Origin of the sequence: Aeromonas eucrenophila (assembly GCF_000819865.1) — a bacterium.
Classification (GTDB): domain Bacteria; phylum Pseudomonadota; class Gammaproteobacteria; order Enterobacterales; family Aeromonadaceae; genus Aeromonas; species Aeromonas eucrenophila.
The window spans coordinates 24,269-42,373 of the sequence record NZ_CDDF01000017.1 but is presented as its reverse complement, the minus strand read 5'-3'; the positions used below and the strand labels follow the sequence as shown (position 1 = coordinate 42,373).

Below are 18,105 nucleotides of genomic sequence, written 5' to 3'. Positions count from 1 at the left end.
TTTCAATGGGTGTGGTGAGTAGCATAGGGCTCTGCCACTAGCCTCACACCAATTGCAACTCACCCTCGGTCGCGAGCACGGTCGCCATGCCGCCAGCCTTGCCGGCCTGAATGCCGATGGGGGTATCTTCAAACACCAGGCAGTTGGCGGGATTGGCGCCCAGCTGCTCGGCGACCTTGAGGAAGGTGTCGGGGTGGGGCTTGTGGTTGCTCACGTCGTCGGCGCTCACCACCACCGAGATGTAGGCGTCGAGGCCTGTGCTCTTGAGGATCCGCTCGGCCTGATCCCGCGGTGAGCCTGTGCCTATGCCCATGGGCACCTTGCCGTGATGCTGCCTGACCAGTTCCCACATCTGGGGGAAGACCCTGGCCTGGTCGATCTGCTCCATGTAGAGCGCTATCTTGCGGCGGGCGAAGGCCTCCACATCGATCTCCAGTCCGTGCTGCTCGGCCAGTATGCTCACTATCTTGCGGGTGGGAATGCCACCATAGGCATTGAGCTGCTCCCGATCGAACGGCAGGCCGAACTCGGTGCTGGTTGTCTCCCAGGCATCCAGGTGCAGGGGCATGGAATCCACCAGGGTGCCATCCATATCGAAGATCAGGGCGTCGTAGCGATCAAACTGGAACTGCTCGGTCATGGGACTGCTTCCTCTTGGGCAAAAGAGCACAGTACCAGATCCGCCGGACGGATGTCGCGACCGGGCTCATGCCTGGCGGCAGGGGCAGTGGTTTTCGCCATCGGCAGACGATCTATGAGACAATAATGAGCCCTGCAGCCCAGTGCTTGGCATTTTATAGTAGCGAGCTCTCTCTATGTCCCCCAAAACCATCTTCGCGAGCGTGGCCCTGGTGATCGCCTTGGGATCGCTGGAAAAGAGCATAGTCACCACCCCCTTGCCCATCATAGGGGCCGAGCTGAATGCCGGGGCCGCCCTCACCTGGGTGGTCACCGCCTACCTGCTGGCCGCCACCGCCGCGCTGCCTGTCTACGGCAAGCTGAGCGATCTCTTTGGTCGGGTGCGGATGCTCAACATCGGCATCGGCTTCTTTCTGGCGGGATCCGTGGCCTGCGCCCTCGCTCAGGATCTGCCGACCCTGCTAGGGGCCCGGGTGCTGCAAGGGCTGGGGGGCGGGGGACTCATCGCCCTGGCCTTCACCGTGATTGCCGACAGCATACCGCCGCGGGAGGTGGGCAAGTATCAGGGCTACATCTCGGCGGTCTATGCGGTCTCCAGCATCGCCGGGCCCCTGCTCGGCGGCTACTTCAGCGAGCAGCTGAGCTGGCGCTGGATCTTCTGGATCAACCTGCCGCTCGGGGCGCTCGCGCTCTGGCTGGTGAATCGCAACCTCGGCCACCTCAATGTGCGTCGCCACAGCCGCTTCGACTGGAAGGGGGCAGGGCTGCTCATCACTGTCACCACTCTCACCTTGCTGCTGCTCTCGCCGGAAACCAGCCTGCCCGCTATCTGGCTGGCCGCTGGGTTGGTGGTGGCCTTGTTGCTGCTGATCCTGGTGGAGCGGCGCGCCCAGGATCCCATACTGCCAGCCCATCTGGTGCGGCTGCCCGGCTATCTGGTGAGCGTGCTGCTGGCGTTGGCCTCCCAGCTGCTGATGTTCGCCGTGCTGGTCTATCTGCCGCTGCAGATGCAGTGGCAGAAGGGGATGGGGGCGAGCGAGAGCGGGCTCTACATGGTGATCTTCATGGTCTGCATTACGGCGGGGGCCTTCGTCGGCGGCAAGCTGATCGGTCGCACCGGTCATTACCGGCGCTTCGTGGTGACGGGCTTTGCCCTGGCGGCGATGGCGCTGTGGCAAATTCACTTCGATCTCTGGGCCAATCTGGGGCTGGGTCTCGCCGGGCTTGGTCTCGGACTGGTGCTGCCGGCCCTCTCCGTGGTGGTGCAGAATGCGTTGCCACGGGAGGATCGCGGTATCGGCATGTCCCTGTTCAACTTCGCCCGTGAGCTGGGTGGCGCGGTCGGGGTCGCCATCTGCGCCATGCTGTTCCACTCCGCCCTGCCGGCGGGCAGCAGCCGGGATCTGGCCAGCCTGAGCCCGGCCGAGCTGGCACCGGGGTTTGACGCCACCTACGTCGGCATGGCACTGATCGCCAGCGCCGCCCTGCTCATTACCCTGCTGGCCCTGAAGCGCCACGAGCTGGCCAGCATGCCGGCCTGATGGCTGTATCGCGCATAGCAAGAGGGCTCCCCATGGGGAGCCCTCTTTTTTATTGGCTGTGGTTGACCCTCAGCCGATCACTCCTGGGCTGGCGCCTCCTTGCCGGCGAGCTGGCTCAGCCAGGCGAAGCGGCGGTTCGCATCCAGCTCCGCCTCCCGGTAGAGCTGGGTGGCGATCTCCGGCAGCTGGCGCTCCAGCCGCTTGAAGCGGGGCTCCTGCTGCAGGGTCTCGGCGAGAGAAGCCGTCGGCGCCCTCGAATCCAGCGCCAGCGGCGCCTTGCCCTCCTCGCTGCGACGGGGGTCATAGCGGTAGAGCGGCCAGAAGCCGGTGGCGGTCAGTTGCTTCATCTGCTCGTGACTCTGGGCCAGATCGTAGCCGTGCTCCTCGCAGGGGCTGTAGGCGATGATGAGGGACGGACCCGGATAGGCCTCCGCCTCCTGAATGGCTTTCACCGTCTGGTTCATCTGGGCGCCGAGGGAGATCTGCGCCACATAGACGTGGCCATACATCATGACGCTGGCGCCGAGATCCTTGCGGGCCTTGCGCTTGCCCTGTTCACCAAACTTGGTGATGGCGCCGAGCGGCGTCGCCTTGGACTGCTGGCCACCGGTGTTGGAGTAGCACTGGGTGTCGAGCACCAGCACGTTGATGTTCTCCCCCAGACTCAGCACGTGGTCGAGTCCGCCGAAGCCGATGTCATAGGCCCAGCCATCGCCGCCGATGAGCCAGACCGACTTGTCCACCAGGTGATCCGCATCCCGCGCGAGCTCAGCCGCGCCCGGCTCGGTGCGGCCCTGCAGCAGGCTGCGCAGTTGCTCGATATGGGCACGCTGCTCGGAGACCGGCAGGCTGGCATCTTGCAGCCCTTGCTGCAGCTCGGCCGGAACGACATCCCCCAGGTTTGCCATCAGGCGGCGTACCCGATCGCGATGCTGATCGACGGTGAGCCTGAAGCCCAAGCCAAACTCGGCGTTGTCCTCGAACAAGGAGTTCGCCCAGGCCGGACCGCGCCCCTCGGCGTTGGTGGTGTAGGGGGTGGTGGGCAGGTTGCCGCCATAAATCGACGAGCAGCCGGTGGCGTTGGCAATCAGCAGCCTGTCCCCGTAGAGCTGGGTCAGCAGCTTGATGTAGGGGGTCTCACCACAGCCGGAGCAGGCGCCGGAGTATTCAAACAGCGGCGAGATGAGCTGGGAGGTGCGAATGTCGATGCGCTCCAGCTGTTCCGCCGTGCGCTCCGGCAGGTCCAGGAAGAAGTCGTAGTTCGCCTTCTGGGCTTCGAGGTGGTCGAGCCTGGACTCCATGTTGATCGCCTTGCGGCTCGGATCGGTGCGATCCTTGGCCGGGCAGACCTCCACGCAGAGGTTGCAACCGGTGCAATCCTCAGGCGCCACCTGCAGCACGTATTGCTGACCACGCATGTCGCGGGCCTTCACATCCAGGGCGTCCAGGGTTGCGGGGGCTCCCTCGAGCGCGTCCTTGTCCACCACCTTGGCGCGGATGGCCGAGTGCGGGCAGGCGGCTACGCAGTAGTTGCACTGGGTGCAGAGATCCGCCTGCCAGATCGGCACCTCCTTGGCGATGTTGCGCTTCTCCCAGCGGGTGGTGCCCACCGGCCAGGTGCCATCGGGCGGGAAGGCGGAGACCGGCAGACTGTCGCCGAGCCCCGCCAGCATGGCGGCGGTGACGGTCTGGACGAAGTCGGGGGCCTTGGCCGACACCACGGGAGGGCGCTGGTGGCTGGACTGATCAAGCTCCTGCAGTGGCACCGGGATCAGTGCCTCGCAGGTGACGGCCAGGGCCTGCCAGTTGCGCTCGACCAGCTCGGCGCTCTTGTTGCCATAGCTCTTGGCGATGGCCTGCTTGAGCAACTCGGTGGCCTCTGCCGGCGGTATGATGGCAGTCAGCTGGAAGAAGGCCATCTGCATCACGGTATTGATGCGGCTGCCGAGCTGGCACTCCCGGGCAATCCTGGCGGCGTTGATGGTGTAGAGGCGGGCGCGCTTCTCCCGCAGCACCTGTTGCACCTCTTGGGGCAGCCGCTGCCAGATCTGATCGGCATCGTAGGGGCTGTTGAGCAGGAAGATCCCGTTCGGCTTGAGCCGCTCCGCCATCTGGTACATGTCGATGAACTGCCACTGGTGGCAGCCGATGAAGTCCGCCTCGTCCACCAGGTAGGCCGATTGCACCGGCCGTTCATTCACCCTCAGGTGGGAGACGGTTAGGCCCCCCGCCTTCTTGGAGTCGTAGACGAAGTAGCCCTGGGGATAGAGCGGGGTGTGATTGCCGAGGATCTTGATGCTGTTCTTGGCCGCCGAGACGGTGCCGTCGCTGCCAAGGCCGTAGAACAACGCCTCCAGCTTGCTCTGGCTCGGATAATCGAGAGTGGGCAGCGGCAGGGAGAGGCCGGTGACGTCGTCGAAGATGCCGACGGTGAAGCGCGGCCTTGGATTGTCCAGCGTCAGCTCATCGAAGATGGCCTGCACGCAGGCCGGATTGAACTCCTTGGAGGAGAGGCCGTAGCGACCGCCGATGACCCGCGGCAGGCTGGCACGCTCGCCACGGCTGACCGCCTCGGCCAGGGCGCTCATCACGTCCAGATAGAGGGGCTCGGCATGGGCGCCCGGCTCCTTGGTGCGATCCAGCACCGCAATCTTGCGGGCGCTTTCGGGAATGACCGCCAGCAGGTGGGAGGCTGAGAAGGGGCGGTAGAGGCGCACCTTCACCAGCCCTACTTTCTCCCCTTGCGCAAGCAGCCGCGCTATCACCTCCTCACAGGTGCCGATGGCGGAACCCATCAGCACCAGCACCCGCTCGGCCTCTGGGTGACCGACGTACTCGAACGGCTGGTAGTGGCGACCGGTCTGCTCGCCGAAGGCTTGCATCGCCTCGCTCACGTGACGGTAAGCGTCGTCATACCAGGGGTTGGTGGCCTCCCGGCACTGGAAATAGGTGTCCGGGTTGGCGGCGGTGCCGCGCACGACGGGGTGATCCGGGCTCAGGGCGCGATCCCGGTGGGCACGGATGGCCGCCTCCGGCAGCAGGGCACGCAGGGTGTCGTCCGCCAGCGGCACTATCTTGGTGATCTCGTGGGAGGTGCGAAAACCGTCGAAGAAGTGGATGAAGGGCAGCCGGCTGTTGAGGCTGGCCACCTGGGAGATCAGGGCGAAGTCCTGGGCCTCCTGCACGTTGCTGGCGCAGAGCATGGCGCAACCGGTCTGGCGCACCGCCATCACGTCCGAGTGATCGCCGAAGATGGACAAGGCATGGGTCGCGACGGTGCGCGCCGCCACGTGGAGTACGAAGGGAATGAGCTGACCCGCCAACTTGTAGAGGTTGGGGATCATCAGCAGCAGGCCCTGGGACGAGGTAAACGAGGTCGCCAGCGCGCCGGTTTGCAAGGCGCCGTGGACGGTGGCGATGGCCCCGCCCTCCGACTGCATCTCGACAACTCGAGGCACGTCGCCCCACAGGTTCAGGCCCCGATCGCTCGACCAGGCCGACGCCTGCTCCGCCATGCTGGAGCTGGGGGTGATGGGGTAGATGGCGATGACTTCGCTGGTGCGGTAGGCCACTGAGGCGACCGCGTTATTACCGTCTGTGGTGATCATGAATTGCCTACTTGCTATGCCAGTGTAAAGGCCGGCGATGAAGCGCCGGCCATGGATAGGTCATGAACATCATAAGGGGGCTGAGCAGCCTGCATCAAACGGGATAAATAATCAGTAGCCGCTTGTGCCTCTTTGCCTCATGCCAGCAGCCAGACGGCGGTCTGGTAAGGGGCAAACAGGGCGCTGGTGGGCGCCTCTGGGTAGTTGCCGATGAGCAGCCCGTTCGCCCCTGGCGCCTGGTCGAAATGAGGCATCAGCAAGGGAGTGGCGGTCAGGTTGGCGAGCAGCAACAGGACGTGAGTCTGGCCGCTGACCGGATCCCGGTAGCGGCGCCGGTAGCCGATGCGCTGCGGGTCGTCCGGATCCAGCAGCTCGAAGATGCCGTGGCGAATGACCGGCTGGGCCTTGCGCAGGGCGATCAGCCGGCGATAACAGTGAAACAGCGAGTCGGGGCGGGCCAGTTGCTCGGCGGCGTTGATCTCTTTGTAGTTATCATTGAGCGCTATCCAGGGCTCGACCGTGCTGAAGCCGGCCTGAGGGCCGGCCTCCCACTGCATCGGGGTTCTGGCATTGTCGCGACCCATGGTATCGAGGCGGCGTGCCAGCTCGGCGGGGTCGAGCCCTTTCGCCTGCTGGCTGGTGCGATAGTTGATGGCCTCCACATCTCGCAGCTCATGGGGCTGCCAGTGACGGTTGGTCATGCCGAGCTCCTCCCCCTGATAGAGGAAGGGGGTGCCCTGCATCAGGTGCAACACCATGGCCCACTGCTTGGCGCTGAGTTCCCGCCACTGTGGCTCGTCGTTGCCAAAGCGGGAGACGGCGCGGGGCAGGTCGTGGTTGCCGAGAAACAGGCTGTTCCAGCCCTGGCGGTGCAGCCCCTGCTGGTGGCGCGCCATGGCCTGCTTGAAGCGCAAGAGGTCAAAGTGCGATGACCACTTGTTCGCCCCCAGTCCCAGGTGTTCGAAATTGAACACCATGCTGAACTCGCTGCCGTCCGGGTTGGAGTAGCTGCGCATATGGGGGAGATCCGCCCCCCAGGTCTCTCCCACCGTGATGATCCCCTTGCCGCCGAAGCTGGCGTCATTGAGTTCGCGAATATAGCGGTGCAGCTGAGGCCCATTGCTCATGGCGAGGCGTGACCAGTCCTTGCTCACCATGTCGATCACGTCGAAGCGAAAGCCCCGTATTCCCTTGTCCAGCCAGAAGTTGATCACCTCGGCCATGGCGGCGCGCACCGCCGGGTTGTCCCAGTCGAGATCGGCCTGGCCCGGATCGAAGTTGTGCAGGTAGTAGAGATCCAGGGCGGGCAGGTATTGCCAGGCGTCGCCGCCGAAGATGGACTGGAGCGGATGGGCTTCGACGAAGGCCAGGTCGCGAAACACATAGAAGGCCTGATAGTGGGGATCCCCGGCGAGGGCGCGCTGGAACCACAGGTGATCGATGGAGGTGTGGTTGGCGACAATGTCCATCATGATGCCGATGCCGTGCGCATCCGCCTCCCGGATCAGCTGCTCCATCTCGGCCAGGGTGCCGAACGCGGGATCGATGTCGCGATAATCCGCCACGTCGTAGCCGTTGTCGCACTTGGGGGAGCGATAGACAGGGGTGAGCCAGAGCATGTCGACCCCGAGCTCGGCCAGATAACCGAGGCGCCGACGAATGCCGTTGATGTCCCCCATGCCATCGCCGTCGCTGTCTTGAAAACTCATGGGATAGATCTGGTAAATCACGCAGCTGTCGAGAGGAGTCATGGGGATGGCCAGGCCGGGAAAGGGAGACCCTATTCTAGGTGGTCGCGGCGGCGTGGGGCAGGGGCGGGCACGTCTTGAAAAGGGTTCCAGCGTCGGCCAGTTGTCAAAAGTGCGGGGCGGGTCACGGCGCCGCCTCGGCTTGTCGGGGACAAGGCACCAGGGCGACGCTGCGATAGTATCTTTATCTGGCTGGGGGTGCTTCTGCCAGTCGATCCTGCTGGCGTTCGCTCTGGGCTTCCAGCTCCTTGCCGAGGAAGTAGTTCAGGAAGGTGCGGATCACCGCGATGATGGCGAGCCGGATCAGCTCCTCCTTGCTCGGTGCCACCGTGGTCGCCAGTATGTCGGCGGCGAGCTGAAACTCCAGCGCCAAGATGAGCCAACTGCCGAAGCAGAGCCGGATGCGGGGGAAGCCCGGGGCGTGATCCCGCACCCGCGCCGCCAGCCAGAGCGTCTTGCCAAGGCCGATCACCACACAGGCGATGGAGATGAGTTCCAGCAGCAGCTGGAACAGCTCGACCCCGTGCATCATGCCCTCTCGCAGGCTGGTTATCTCAAGCACCTTGGACTCCTTATCGATTCAAAGGAGACACTATTAACACAGCCAGTGGCAAAGGCCAAATCGGCCTCAGGCAATTATTTTGAATTCAATCACATAGAGTGGCGGCAGGGCGGGGTAGATGTCCCGGATCACCTGCTTGAGCTCGGCCAGGGTCATGTTCTCCTGGCGGGCGTGCTCGTCGCTCAAGGCATCGAAGGCCACCGGCTCGACGGTCAGTACCTCGATGTCGCCGAACGGCTGGTGTTCGGGGTTGGTGAAGAGGGAGAGGCGCTGGCCCGGCTGCCAGTTGGCCTCGCTCTCGTCGCGGATGGTGATGGTCTTGCGGCCCGCCAGAATGTCGTCGACGAAGCGGCTGAAGAAGGTGAACTCGGGGTAGGGATGGGCGGACATATTGGCTCCTGAAAAAGGTTAATAGGGATTAGAGACTGAGGTAGGCGCGCAGTTTGGTGAGATCGGCGATGACGGGGCCATCAATGCCCTCACCGACGATACCCTGTTCGATCAGCTCCCTGAGGGCGCGGCGATAGACCCGCTCCGTGGTGCCAAAGCGTGCCGCCTCCAGGGCTCGCTTGCGGGAGCCCAACATGGGTGTGCGCTGACGCTCGCGCCACAGCTCATAGGCGATGTTGTAGGCGATGGGATGCAGCAGACGGCTGGTGGTGATGTCCAGGGTATCAAGATAGTCGCTGGCCAGGGCCGCGGCGAAGAACAGGGTGAGCGAGGGCTCGTCCAGCAGCCGTTGCGCCAGCTTGTGGGCGCAGATGACGCTGGCATCGAGTTCAGTCTCGGCCACCACGCTCCACTGCACCGGGCTAGCGCTGAAGAACTCCATCTCACCGAAGATCTGCGACTGGCAGGCTATTTCACCGAGCTGGAACAGGCGCCCGGAATGCACGGCGCTGTTGAGGGACACGCGTCCACGCTCTACCAGATAGAGATGCTCGCTCCGCTCACCCTGCCGCATGATGGGCTCACCCGGCAGGTAGCGGCGCAGATACAGGCTGCACTCCTCGAGCGCCCTGGCAAAGCGGGGTTGTTGCTGACTGAGCTCGGCATGAAAGCGGCCTAAGGGGTAGGGCTGTTGCTGCATGTGGACCGATGAGGAGTGGCGAGGGCAAGAGGCTAACAAGAGCGGAGGCCGGATGCCAGCGTGCCGGACGATGAATGTGCCGGGCTTAACGTTTTGTCAGGGGCACTATGGCGCCCCTGACAGGGTGACTGCGGCTCGCGCTACTGCGCCAGGGCATGGAGCGCGGCGGCGATGGCCAGCCGCTCTCCCGCCATCATGGCGGCTTGCGCGTTCGCGTAATCGGCTACCCCTTGCTGCACATCCTGCTCGAAGGCCACCACGTTGCAGAGCACGGCTGCGACCCGCACCTTGCGAAGGCGCCCGACCGTGAGCAGGGAGGCGGTCTCCATGTCCGCCCCCAGCACGCCGCGCTCATGCCAGTAGCGACAGACCGCCTGCTCGTCATCCCGATAGAAGCTGTCGTGGGAACGCACCAGCCCGTGCCAGTGAGGCAGGCCGCTGGCGGCAATGTGCTCGAGCAGGGCCAGCTGCAGGCGAATGTCTGCGCAGGCCGGGTACTCGGGGGGCAGATAGGCCAGGGAGCCTCCATCGTGGCGCACGGCCCCCTCCACCACGATCAGATCCCCGAAGCCGATGTCCGGCTGCAAGGCACCGGCCGAGCCGATCCGCACCAGGGTCCGGGCACCGGCCTGCACCAGCTCCTCCAGCGCTATGATGGCGGAGGCACCACCGATGCCGGTGCTGCAGACGGTGACGGGCAGGTCCTGATGGCGGCCATTGATCAGGCGAAACTCCCGGTTCTGGCCGAGCAATTCACTGCCTTCAAGCTTGCCGGCGATGCGATCGACCCTGGCCGGATCGCCGCACAGGATAACCCGCTCGGCTATCTGATCGGGGCGACACTGCAGGTGGGGCAGCAGGCTCATGCGGCTGCACCCTGTTGCAGGCGTTTGGCGGCCAGCATCCAGAGGCGGGTGCCGTTGGCGGCGATGAACAGCAGGATCAGGTATTCAAGGGACATGGCATAGACCCCTTGGACGGCATAGACGCCGATGCTGATGAGGTTGATGACCACCCAGAGGATCCAGTTCTCCACGTATTTGCGGGTCATCAGGATCTGGGCCACCACCGAGAGCACAGTCATGCAGGCATCCCAGAACGGGAAGGCGTCGGGAGAGGGCTCGGGGATGGCGAGATTGGCGCCGAACAGGTTGAGCAGGGCAACCGAGGTGCGGGCCAGGGTGGCGAAGACCGGGTCTATGTAGCGAGTCAGCAGGGCGATGGCGATGACGCTCACCAGCGCCGTCAGCAGCAGCTTGGACTTGCTGAGCCAGCGGATCTGCAAGGTATCCCCTTGCTCGTTGGCGGGGCGGGTCCAGGCGTACCAGCCGTAGAGGTTGGCGCAGAAGAAGAACAGTTGCAGCATCAGCAGGCCGTAGAGCTGGATCTGGAAGAAGATGATGGCAAACAGGCTGACGTTGATGAGGCCGAACAGGTAATTGATGGTCTTCTCCTGGCTGGCGAACCAGATGCAGGCCAGCCCGAACAGGGTGCCGATGGCTTCAATCCACGACATGGCGTAACCACCGCCGAGCGGTATGGTCACCAGGGTGTGATGGATGCTGAACCACTCGAATATGTTCATTTTCGTTTCCTTTGAAAATTTGAAATAAAGGGGCGTGGGAAGGGGCCCATTCTAGGGGCAGCGCCAGGGCGACGGCAGGACTTTTGTCCGCCATGGCCCGCGCGGTGTCAAAGAATTGCGCAGTGGCAGCGCCATTCGGCCTTGGCACTTTTTGCAGGCCTCATGCGGGCGCGGATGTGCGATGATGAGGGCTCCCCTTTCTTGACATGTAACAAGATGGGGGCCTGGAAGCTGTGGTCTGATGGACGCGGTTGCAGCCCGGCATCGGGGCGGGAAAGAACGAAAGGAGCGAGTGTGAATTCCGAGTTGATCTGGGTCCTCTGCATGCTGGTGGGCGCCATCTATCTGTTTATTACCAACAAGGTACGCATGGACGTGGTGGCCTTGGGGATTGTCATTCTGTTTGTGCTGAGCGGCACCCTGACCCTGCCGGAGGCGCTGGCGGGCTTCAGCGATCCCAACGTCATCCTGATCGCCGCCCTGTTCGTGGTGGGGGAGGGACTGGTACGCACCGGCATCGCCTATCAGGTGGGTGATGCGCTGGTCAAAGTCGCGGGCAGCAGCGAGACCCGCATGCTGGTGCTCTTGATGGTGGCGGTGGCGACCCTGGGGGCCGTGATGAGCAGCACCGGGGTGGTGGCCATCTTCATCCCCGTGGTGCTGAGCGTGGCGAACCGCATGGGGATCCCGGCCGGACGGCTGATGATGCCGCTCGGCTTCGCCGGTCTCATCAGCGGCATGATGACGCTGGTGGCGACGCCCCCCAACATGGTGGTCAACAGCGAACTGATGCGCCACGGCATCCACGGCTTCGGCTTCTTCAGCTTCACCCCCATGGGGGTGCTGATCCTCGGGCTCGGGATCCTCTACATGCTGCTGATGCGCAATTCCTTGGTGCGCGAGGGGGAAGAGGGCAAGGGCAAGCAGGCGGGGCGCAGCACCATGCGCGATCTCATTCGTGACTATCGGCTGGCCGGCCGGGCTCGCCGACTGGCGATCCGCCCGGACTCTCCGATGATTGGCCAGACCCTGGACGAGCTGCAATTGCGCGCCCGTTACGGCGCCAACGTCATCGGGCTGGAGCGCTGGCGCAAGTTTCGGCGGGTGATGGTGACCGTCTCCGGCGTCACCGAATTCCAGGCCAAGGACGTGCTGCTCATCGACATGTCCGACCCCGAGGTGGATGTGCGCGAATTCTGCAGCGAGGCACGGCTCGAGCCCATGATCTTGCGCGGGGAGTATTTCTCTGATCAGGCACGGGAGGTGGGTATGGCCGAGGTGTCGCTGATTCCCGAATCCCGCCTGCTCGGCAAGAGCATCCGCGAGGTGGCGTTTCGCACCCACTATGGCCTGAGCGTGGTGGGCATTCGTCGCAACGGGGAGGCGCTCATCGGCAAGCTGGTGGACGAGCCGCTGCAGATGGGAGACAGCCTGCTGGTGGTGGGTAACTGGAGCCTTATTCGCCAGCTGCAGGCCAAGGTTCGGGATTTCCTGCTGCTGGGGTTGCCGGCAGAAGTGGATGAGATGGCACCGGCCCGCAGTCAGGCCATCCACGCCCTGATCTGTCTCGGGGTCATGATAGCGCTGATGGTGACAGATCCCGTGCCCAACGTCATAGCGGCGCTCATCGCCTGCCTGCTGATGGGCAAGTTCCGCTGCATCGACATGGAGAGCGCCTACAAGTCCATCCACTGGCCGACCCTGATCCTGATCGTCGGCATGCTGCCCTTCGCTTTGGCGCTGCAGAAAACCGGCGGGGTGGATCTCATCGTCGGCGGCCTCATCAGTGCGGTGGGAGACATGGGACCTCGCGTGATGCTGGCGAGCCTGTTCGCCCTGTGCGCCCTGATCGGACTCTTCATCTCCAACACCGCCACCGCAGTGCTGATGGCGCCCATAGCGCTCGGCACGGCCCAACAGATGGGGATCTCCCCCTATCCCTTCGCCATGACCATCGCCATCGCGGCCTCGGCGGCCTTTATGACGCCGGTCTCGTCACCGGTCAACACCCTGGTGCTGGGGCCGGGCAACTACAAGTTCGTGGACTTCGTGCGGATCGGGGTGCCCTTCACCTTGCTGGTGATGGTGGTGAGCGTCATCGCCATCCCCTGGTTCTTCCCGTTCTGACGAGGGAATACGACATAGGCGGCCTGCGGGCCGCTTTTTTGTGGCGACGAATCCCGTCGATGGGTTGGCCCTGACAACAACAGGAAAATGGGCGAGGGAGAGAAGCAAGGAGAGGGCAGGAGGCAAAAAACAGGCACAAAAAAACCAGCCTAAGCTGGTCTGTTTGGTACTGCTATTAATGGTGCGGAAGGAGAGACTCGAACTCTCACGCCTAGGGCGCCAGAACCTAAATCTGGTGCGTCTACCAATTTCGCCACTTCCGCAATATTAATGGTGGCTATGACGGGATTCGAACCTGTGACCCTCGCATTATGAGTGCGATGCTCTAACCAACTGAGCTACATAGCCATCTGTCATCAACCACCTTGGTGGAAGAGAACGAGATAATGGCTGGGGTACTAGGATTCGAACCTAGGGATGGCGAGATCAAAACCCGCTGCCTTACCGCTTGGCGATACCCCAACAGCGCTCTTCAACAGCATCACATGCCGGCAAAGAACTTTTAAAATGGCTGGGGTACTAGGATTCGAACCTAGGGATGGCGAGATCAAAACCCGCTGCCTTACCGCTTGGCGATACCCCAACTGAACTAATTTATGGTGGCTATGACGGGATTCGAACCTGTGACCCTCGCATTATGAGTGCGATGCTCTAACCAACTGAGCTACATAGCCATCTGTCATCAACCACCTTGGTGGAAGAGAACGAGATAATGGCTGGGGTACTAGGATTCGAACCTAGGGATGGCGAGATCAAAACCCGCTGCCTTACCGCTTGGCGATACCCCAACAATGTCTTTCAACTGCCTTGCGACAGGCAAAAAACTTTAAAAATGGCTGGGGTACTAGGATTCGAACCTAGGGATGGCGAGATCAAAACCCGCTGCCTTACCGCTTGGCGATACCCCAACTGAACTGATTTATGGTGGCTATGACGGGATTCGAACCTGTGACCCTCGCATTATGAGTGCGATGCTCTAACCAACTGAGCTACATAGCCAACCGTGCTTCCAGTGAGTCGTTGCCTCGTCACTGTGCGGCCGGAATTATGCGTATCTGGCTCTGGGGCGTCAACCCTTTTTTTGCCAGAAAAACCGAATTTGGGTGCGTTTGGCGAGTTATTGGACGCTATCGTGCAAAAGCCCAACAATCTGGTTTTTTTTACGACATTTGCCAGCAGATCCGCAACCGGAGCACTTAGCAAAGAGGCCAGCAAATGCTGGCCTCTCATGGGATTAGACGTTGAACAGGAAGTTCATAATATCGCCATCCTTGACGATGTAGTCTTTCCCTTCGGCGCGCATCTTGCCTGCTTCCTTGGCACCTTGCTCACCCTTGTAGGTGATAAAGTCGTCGAAGGCGATGGTCTGGGCGCGAATAAAGCCTTTTTCAAAGTCGGTGTGGATCTTGCCAGCCGCTTGCGGGGCGGTGGCTCCGACCGGAATGGTCCAGGCACGTACTTCCTTCACGCCGGCGGTGAAGTAGGTCTGCAGGTTCAGCAGCTCGTAACCGGAGCGGATCACCCGGTTCAGGCCCGGCTCTTCGATACCGAGGTCTGCCATGAACTCGGCGCGATCTTCGTCGTCCAGCTCGGCGATGTCCGACTCGATGGCGCAGCAGACCACGACAACGACCGCGTTCTCGGTGGCGGCGATTTCACGCACCTTGTCGAGGAAGGGGTTGTTCTCGAAGCCGTCTTCCGCCACGTTGGCGATATACATGGTGGGCTTCAGGGTCAGGAAGTTCAGGTGGCTGACGGCGGCCAGCTCTTCCTTGTCCAGTTTCATGCCGCGGATCATCTGGCCGTTTTCCAGCACGGCGCGAATTTTTTCCAGGGTCTCCACTTCCAGCTTGGCATCCTTGTCGCCGCCCTTGGCGCGCTTGGACTGACGGTGGATGGCGCGCTCGCAGGCGTCTAAGTCAGACAGGGCCAGCTCGGTGTTGATCACCTCGATGTCATCGGCCGGGGAAACCTTGCCCGCGACGTGGATGATGTTCTCGTCTTCGAAGCAGCGCACCACGTGGCCGATGGCCTCGGTTTCGCGGATGTTGGCCAGGAACTGGTTGCCCAGACCCTCACCCTTGGAGGCGCCCGCCACCAGGCCGGCGATGTCCACGAATTCCATGGTGGTCGGCACCACGCGCTGGGGATTGATGATGGCCGCCAGGGCGTCGAGACGGGGATCCGGCATGGGGACCACACCCGTGTTCGGCTCAATGGTGCAGAACGGGAAGTTGGCGGCTTCGATGCCGGCCTTGGTCAGCGCATTGAACAGGGTGGATTTGCCTACATTGGGCAGGCCCACGATACCGCATTTAAAACCCATGGATTGTTACCTTACGTGATGGATGCTGTTTTGAGGGCCGCGCGGGCAGCCCTGTCATATTGTGTGACCCTGGCGCTTGCCAGGTATCCGTATTCAGACTTTCTCGGCCTTGAAGCTGTGTAGCCGGTTCATGGCCTTGGTCATGTCCTGCTTGAACAGGATGTCGGTGGCGCGCAGAGATTCATCCAATGCGGCCTCGATCAGGCTCTGTTCGCTGCTGGGGGCCTTGGTCAGCACGAAGCCGGCCACCAGCTCCTTGGCGCCGGGATGGCCTATCCCCAGACGCAGGCGGAAGAAGTTATTGTTATTGCCCATCCTGGCGATGATGTCCTTGAGGCCATTGTGGCCACCGTGACCACCACCCTGCTTGAACTTGGCGATGCCGGGGGGCAGGTCGAGCTCATCATGGGCCACCAGCATCTCTTCCGGGGCTATCTGGTAGAAGCGCGCCAGCGCTGCCACGGCCTTGCCGGAGAGATTCATGAAGGTATTGGGGATGAGCAGTCGCACATCCTGCCCTTCCACCAACATGCGGGCGGTATGGCCAAAGAACTTGGGCTCTTCGCGCAGGCTGACATTGTGCCAGCGGGCCAACTGCTCCACATACCAGGCCCCCGCGTTGTGGCGGGTCTTGGCATATTCGGGGCCGGGATTACCCAGCCCGACAATCAGTTTGATTTGATTCGTCACGCTTGATGTCTTCACTCGCTGCTTGCCCGGGACGGATGGTCCGGGGCAATGGGACGCAATATTCTAGCCGCCGACTGGCGATCACTCAACCAAAGCTCGGCAACTGCCGGGAATAAGGGCGGAACTGGCGGTCAACGACGGCAAAACGGGCCCTGTCAGGGCCCGTTTTGCACTCTGTCTGCCTGGGGTATTGGGGTCAGTCGGCCCGCAGTAGGGTGACCGTCTCCTCGGTCAGCGCCGTCAGGGTCGGGCGCTGCGCCTTCACATACTGCACGAAGGAGGCGGCATCGGTGCCGCAGTCGACGGTCTCGGCCTTGCAGTCCAATGCCTGGCCGTCGCCGTAGCGGGCGCTCAGTTGGTCGCCGTTTTGCACCACCTGCAGCACCGGGAAGGCGGTCAGCTTGCCATCCACCCAGGCGAGATCCACCCGTTCGGCCTGCTGCGCCTGGGCGCGGGCCAGCGCCTGCCAGCCGTCGTTGCCGTTGGCGCTGTAGGCGTTCATCACCACCCTGTAGCGCTGGCTATCCACCAGATCCTGCCACTGCCCATCGGCCGCCTGCCATTGCAACTGGGTCAGGGAGCCCTTCTTGCCCGCCAGGGTTTCGGTGAAGCGGTAGCGCAGATGGCCGCCATAGGGGAACTTGCCGGCGTGGGCGCTGGGGGCCAGGGTGGCGGTGATGGTCTCGGTCAGCAGGGCGCGCACCTCGGCGCCGGTCAGGGTCAGCACGGCGAGCTGATTTTTGAACGGCAGCAGGGTGAGGGCGGGATCCCCTTGACGCAGCTCACCGGCGGGCAGGTCGGCGCGTACGCCCCCCACCGCCAGCAGGGCGAAGTCCACCGGGCCGCCGGTCAGTGCCTGCACCGCTGGGGTGTTGGCCCAGTAGTACTGGCCTTCGGCCACCAGGGGGGCGACGTCCGAGCCGTGGCTGTCGCTACCGTTGTCTCCCGGACGACGGGCATTTTGCAGTGCCGCCGGCAGGGTGGCGATGACGGGGCCGAAGGCCTGCTCCAGCGCCGGTTTGAAGTGGCTGTCGATGATACCGCGCAGGCGGGGATCCTCATCCACCGTCACCAGGTTGGGCTGGGCGTCGATAAACTTGCTCGCCTGCTTGCTGCGGGCCTGATCGAGGGGCTGCTGGCGGGCGGGGTCTGCGAAGAAGTCGCCGCTGGCCAGCAGCTGGTTCTGGCCCTTGCAACCGATGACCCGGCCCTGGCCGTCGAAGCTGACACGGGCGAGGCCGATAGCCTGGGCATAGGAGCCCGCCTGCACCACGCAGGTGAGGCCGACCCCGTCCGGGTTAGTGACCAGCGCCGCGTATTCCCCCGTCTTGCCCCAGCCGACATTGCTGAAGTCGCCGAGCAGGCTGTGGGAGTGGCCGCCGACGATGGCATCCAGCCCATTCACCTCGGCCGCGAGCGCCAGATCCCGGGCGTTGCCGATGTGGGTCAGGGCGATGATGTGGTTGATGCCCTTGGCTTGCAGCAGATCCACCGTGGCCTGGGCCGTCTCGACTTCCTTGCGAAAATGGAGCTGACCCACGTTGGGGGAGATGTTGGCCATGTCTTCCAGCACCAGCCCCATGACGGCGACCAGTTGCTTGCCCTTGGGCAGTTGGTTGAGATCCGGGACCGGGGTCTTCTGGTTGCCCTCGAAGGCGTAGACCACGAAGGGCTTGAGGTTGCGGGCTTGGCTCAGATCCGGGTCGGCGCCGACCTCCAAGTTGGCGGCCAGCACCGGGAAGTTCACCCCTTCGATGAAGCGGGCCAGCTTGTGGTTGTCGAGATCGAACTCGTGGTTGCCAAGGGCCATGGCATCGAGCCCGAACTGGCTGAGCAGCTCGGCGTTGGCCATCCCCTCGTTGAGCTTGAAGTAGCCGCTACCCTGCCAGGCGTCACCACCGTGCAGCAGCAACAGGGGCTCATTTTTGGCGAGCGCGTCCGCCTGGTAGGCCTTGGCCATGGTCAGCAGGCGAGGGTAACCGCCGAGGCGGGTGTAGAGGCTGTCTTTCTCTCCCGCGTTGCCGAAGATGGCACCCTTGAACTCGGCGTTGACCGGGTCGAACTGGGAGTGGGTGTCGTTCATGTGCGCCAGGGTCAGGGTGAAAGGCGCATTGTCCTGGCCGGGCAGGCAGGCGGAGAGCAGGGCACAGAGCGGGAGCAGTAGCAGGGGACGCAAGCACTTCATGGGA

At 63.1% G+C, this 18,105-nt stretch carries 13 protein-coding genes and 8 tRNA genes; 2 read left to right on the top strand and 19 right to left on the bottom strand.

Annotated elements, in window-relative coordinates; genetic code table 11:
• Window positions 1-43 precede the first annotated feature (43 nt).
• A complete protein-coding gene (locus BN1124_RS17240; protein WP_042643916.1) occupies window positions 44-640 on the bottom strand; it encodes an HAD family hydrolase in 597 nt (198 codons plus the stop codon).
• A gap of 175 nt (window positions 641-815) precedes the next feature.
• Here BN1124_RS17240 and BN1124_RS17235 point away from each other — a divergent pair, with 175 nt between their 5' ends.
• A complete protein-coding gene (locus BN1124_RS17235) occupies window positions 816-2,180 on the top strand; it encodes an MDR family MFS transporter (protein WP_042643914.1) in 1,365 nt (454 codons plus the stop codon).
• Window positions 2,181-2,257: 77 nt separating this feature from the next.
• Here BN1124_RS17235 and nifJ read toward each other — a convergent pair whose 3' ends face one another.
• The 7 genes from nifJ to pnuC form a co-directional block, all read right to left on the bottom strand.
• A complete protein-coding gene (gene nifJ / locus BN1124_RS17230) occupies window positions 2,258-5,788 on the bottom strand; it encodes a pyruvate:ferredoxin (flavodoxin) oxidoreductase (RefSeq protein ID WP_042643912.1) in 3,531 nt (1,176 codons plus the stop codon).
• A 137-nt stretch (window positions 5,789-5,925) separates the two neighbouring features.
• Window positions 5,926-7,539, bottom strand: a complete 1,614-nt coding sequence (locus tag BN1124_RS17225; protein ID WP_042643910.1) for an alpha-glucosidase — start codon at window positions 7,537-7,539, stop codon at window positions 5,926-5,928.
• Between the two features lie 181 nt (window positions 7,540-7,720).
• Window positions 7,721-8,098: a DUF1622 domain-containing protein gene (locus BN1124_RS17220; RefSeq protein WP_042643908.1), complete on the bottom strand. Its 378-nt coding sequence runs from the start codon at window positions 8,096-8,098 to the stop codon at window positions 7,721-7,723.
• A gap of 66 nt (window positions 8,099-8,164) precedes the next feature.
• Window positions 8,165-8,488, bottom strand: a complete 324-nt coding sequence (yqfB, locus tag BN1124_RS17215) for a N(4)-acetylcytidine aminohydrolase (protein WP_042643906.1) — start codon at window positions 8,486-8,488, stop codon at window positions 8,165-8,167.
• 28 nt (window positions 8,489-8,516) lie between these two features.
• Window positions 8,517-9,188, bottom strand: a complete 672-nt coding sequence (locus BN1124_RS17210) for a Crp/Fnr family transcriptional regulator (RefSeq protein ID WP_042643904.1) — start codon at window positions 9,186-9,188, stop codon at window positions 8,517-8,519.
• Between the two features lie 140 nt (window positions 9,189-9,328).
• Entirely contained in the window at window positions 9,329-10,054 is a 726-nt protein-coding gene (locus BN1124_RS17205; protein ID WP_042643902.1) for a nucleoside phosphorylase, read from the bottom strand.
• Window positions 10,051-10,773, bottom strand: a complete 723-nt coding sequence (gene pnuC, locus BN1124_RS17200) for a nicotinamide riboside transporter PnuC (RefSeq protein WP_042643900.1) — start codon at window positions 10,771-10,773, stop codon at window positions 10,051-10,053. Before pnuC ends, BN1124_RS17205 begins: the two co-directional genes overlap by 4 nt.
• Window positions 10,774-11,067: 294 nt before the next feature.
• Between pnuC and BN1124_RS17195 the strand changes: the two genes are divergently transcribed.
• Window positions 11,068-12,900, top strand: a complete 1,833-nt coding sequence (locus tag BN1124_RS17195) for an SLC13 family permease (RefSeq protein ID WP_042643898.1) — start codon at window positions 11,068-11,070, stop codon at window positions 12,898-12,900.
• A gap of 179 nt (window positions 12,901-13,079) precedes the next feature.
• Here BN1124_RS17195 and BN1124_RS17190 read toward each other — a convergent pair.
• The 11 genes from BN1124_RS17190 to BN1124_RS17140 form a co-directional block, all read right to left on the bottom strand.
• A tRNA-Leu gene (locus tag BN1124_RS17190) sits at window positions 13,080-13,163 on the bottom strand.
• A gap of 8 nt (window positions 13,164-13,171) precedes the next feature.
• Window positions 13,172-13,248, bottom strand: a tRNA-Met gene (locus BN1124_RS17185).
• Between the two features lie 39 nt (window positions 13,249-13,287).
• Window positions 13,288-13,362, bottom strand: a tRNA-Gln gene (locus BN1124_RS17180).
• Window positions 13,363-13,408: 46 nt separating this feature from the next.
• Window positions 13,409-13,483: transfer RNA gene (locus BN1124_RS17175), tRNA-Gln, on the bottom strand.
• Between the two features lie 14 nt (window positions 13,484-13,497).
• Window positions 13,498-13,574: transfer RNA gene (locus tag BN1124_RS17170), tRNA-Met, on the bottom strand.
• 39 nt (window positions 13,575-13,613) lie between these two features.
• Window positions 13,614-13,688 (bottom strand) — tRNA-Gln (locus tag BN1124_RS17165).
• Between the two features lie 45 nt (window positions 13,689-13,733).
• Window positions 13,734-13,808, bottom strand: a tRNA-Gln gene (locus BN1124_RS17160).
• Between the two features lie 14 nt (window positions 13,809-13,822).
• Window positions 13,823-13,899 (bottom strand) — tRNA-Met (locus BN1124_RS17155).
• 235 nt (window positions 13,900-14,134) lie between these two features.
• Window positions 14,135-15,226 (bottom strand): redox-regulated ATPase YchF, encoded by a 1,092-nt coding sequence (ychF, locus tag BN1124_RS17150; RefSeq protein WP_042643896.1) that lies wholly within the window; start codon window positions 15,224-15,226, stop codon window positions 14,135-14,137.
• A gap of 93 nt (window positions 15,227-15,319) precedes the next feature.
• Window positions 15,320-15,916, bottom strand: a complete 597-nt coding sequence (gene pth, locus BN1124_RS17145; protein ID WP_033131037.1) for an aminoacyl-tRNA hydrolase — start codon at window positions 15,914-15,916, stop codon at window positions 15,320-15,322.
• Between the two features lie 196 nt (window positions 15,917-16,112).
• Window positions 16,113-18,101: a bifunctional metallophosphatase/5'-nucleotidase gene (locus tag BN1124_RS17140; RefSeq protein WP_042643893.1), complete on the bottom strand. Its 1,989-nt coding sequence runs from the start codon at window positions 18,099-18,101 to the stop codon at window positions 16,113-16,115.
• Window positions 18,102-18,105 lie beyond the last annotated feature (4 nt).

Excerpts from the sequence above, each read along its gene's own strand:
- BN1124_RS17205 (WP_042643902.1), bottom strand. The coding sequence starts at position 10,054 with ATGAGCCTGCTGCCCCACCTGCAGTGTCGCCCCGATCAGATAGCCGAG.
- BN1124_RS17210 (WP_042643904.1), bottom strand. The coding sequence starts at position 9,188 with ATGCAGCAACAGCCCTACCCCTTAGGCCGCTTTCATGCCGAGCTCAGT.
- BN1124_RS17140 (WP_042643893.1), bottom strand. The coding sequence starts at position 18,101 with ATGAAGTGCTTGCGTCCCCTGCTACTGCTCCCGCTCTGTGCCCTGCTC.
- pnuC (WP_042643900.1), bottom strand. The coding sequence starts at position 10,773 with ATGAACATATTCGAGTGGTTCAGCATCCATCACACCCTGGTGACCATA.
- ychF (WP_042643896.1), bottom strand. The coding sequence starts at position 15,226 with ATGGGTTTTAAATGCGGTATCGTGGGCCTGCCCAATGTAGGCAAATCC.
- nifJ (WP_042643912.1), bottom strand. The coding sequence starts at position 5,788 with ATGATCACCACAGACGGTAATAACGCGGTCGCCTCAGTGGCCTACCGC.
- BN1124_RS17225 (WP_042643910.1), bottom strand. The coding sequence starts at position 7,539 with ATGACTCCTCTCGACAGCTGCGTGATTTACCAGATCTATCCCATGAGT.
- BN1124_RS17235 (WP_042643914.1), top strand. The coding sequence starts at position 816 with ATGTCCCCCAAAACCATCTTCGCGAGCGTGGCCCTGGTGATCGCCTTG.
- yqfB (WP_042643906.1), bottom strand. The coding sequence starts at position 8,488 with ATGTCCGCCCATCCCTACCCCGAGTTCACCTTCTTCAGCCGCTTCGTC.
- BN1124_RS17240 (WP_042643916.1), bottom strand. The coding sequence starts at position 640 with ATGACCGAGCAGTTCCAGTTTGATCGCTACGACGCCCTGATCTTCGAT.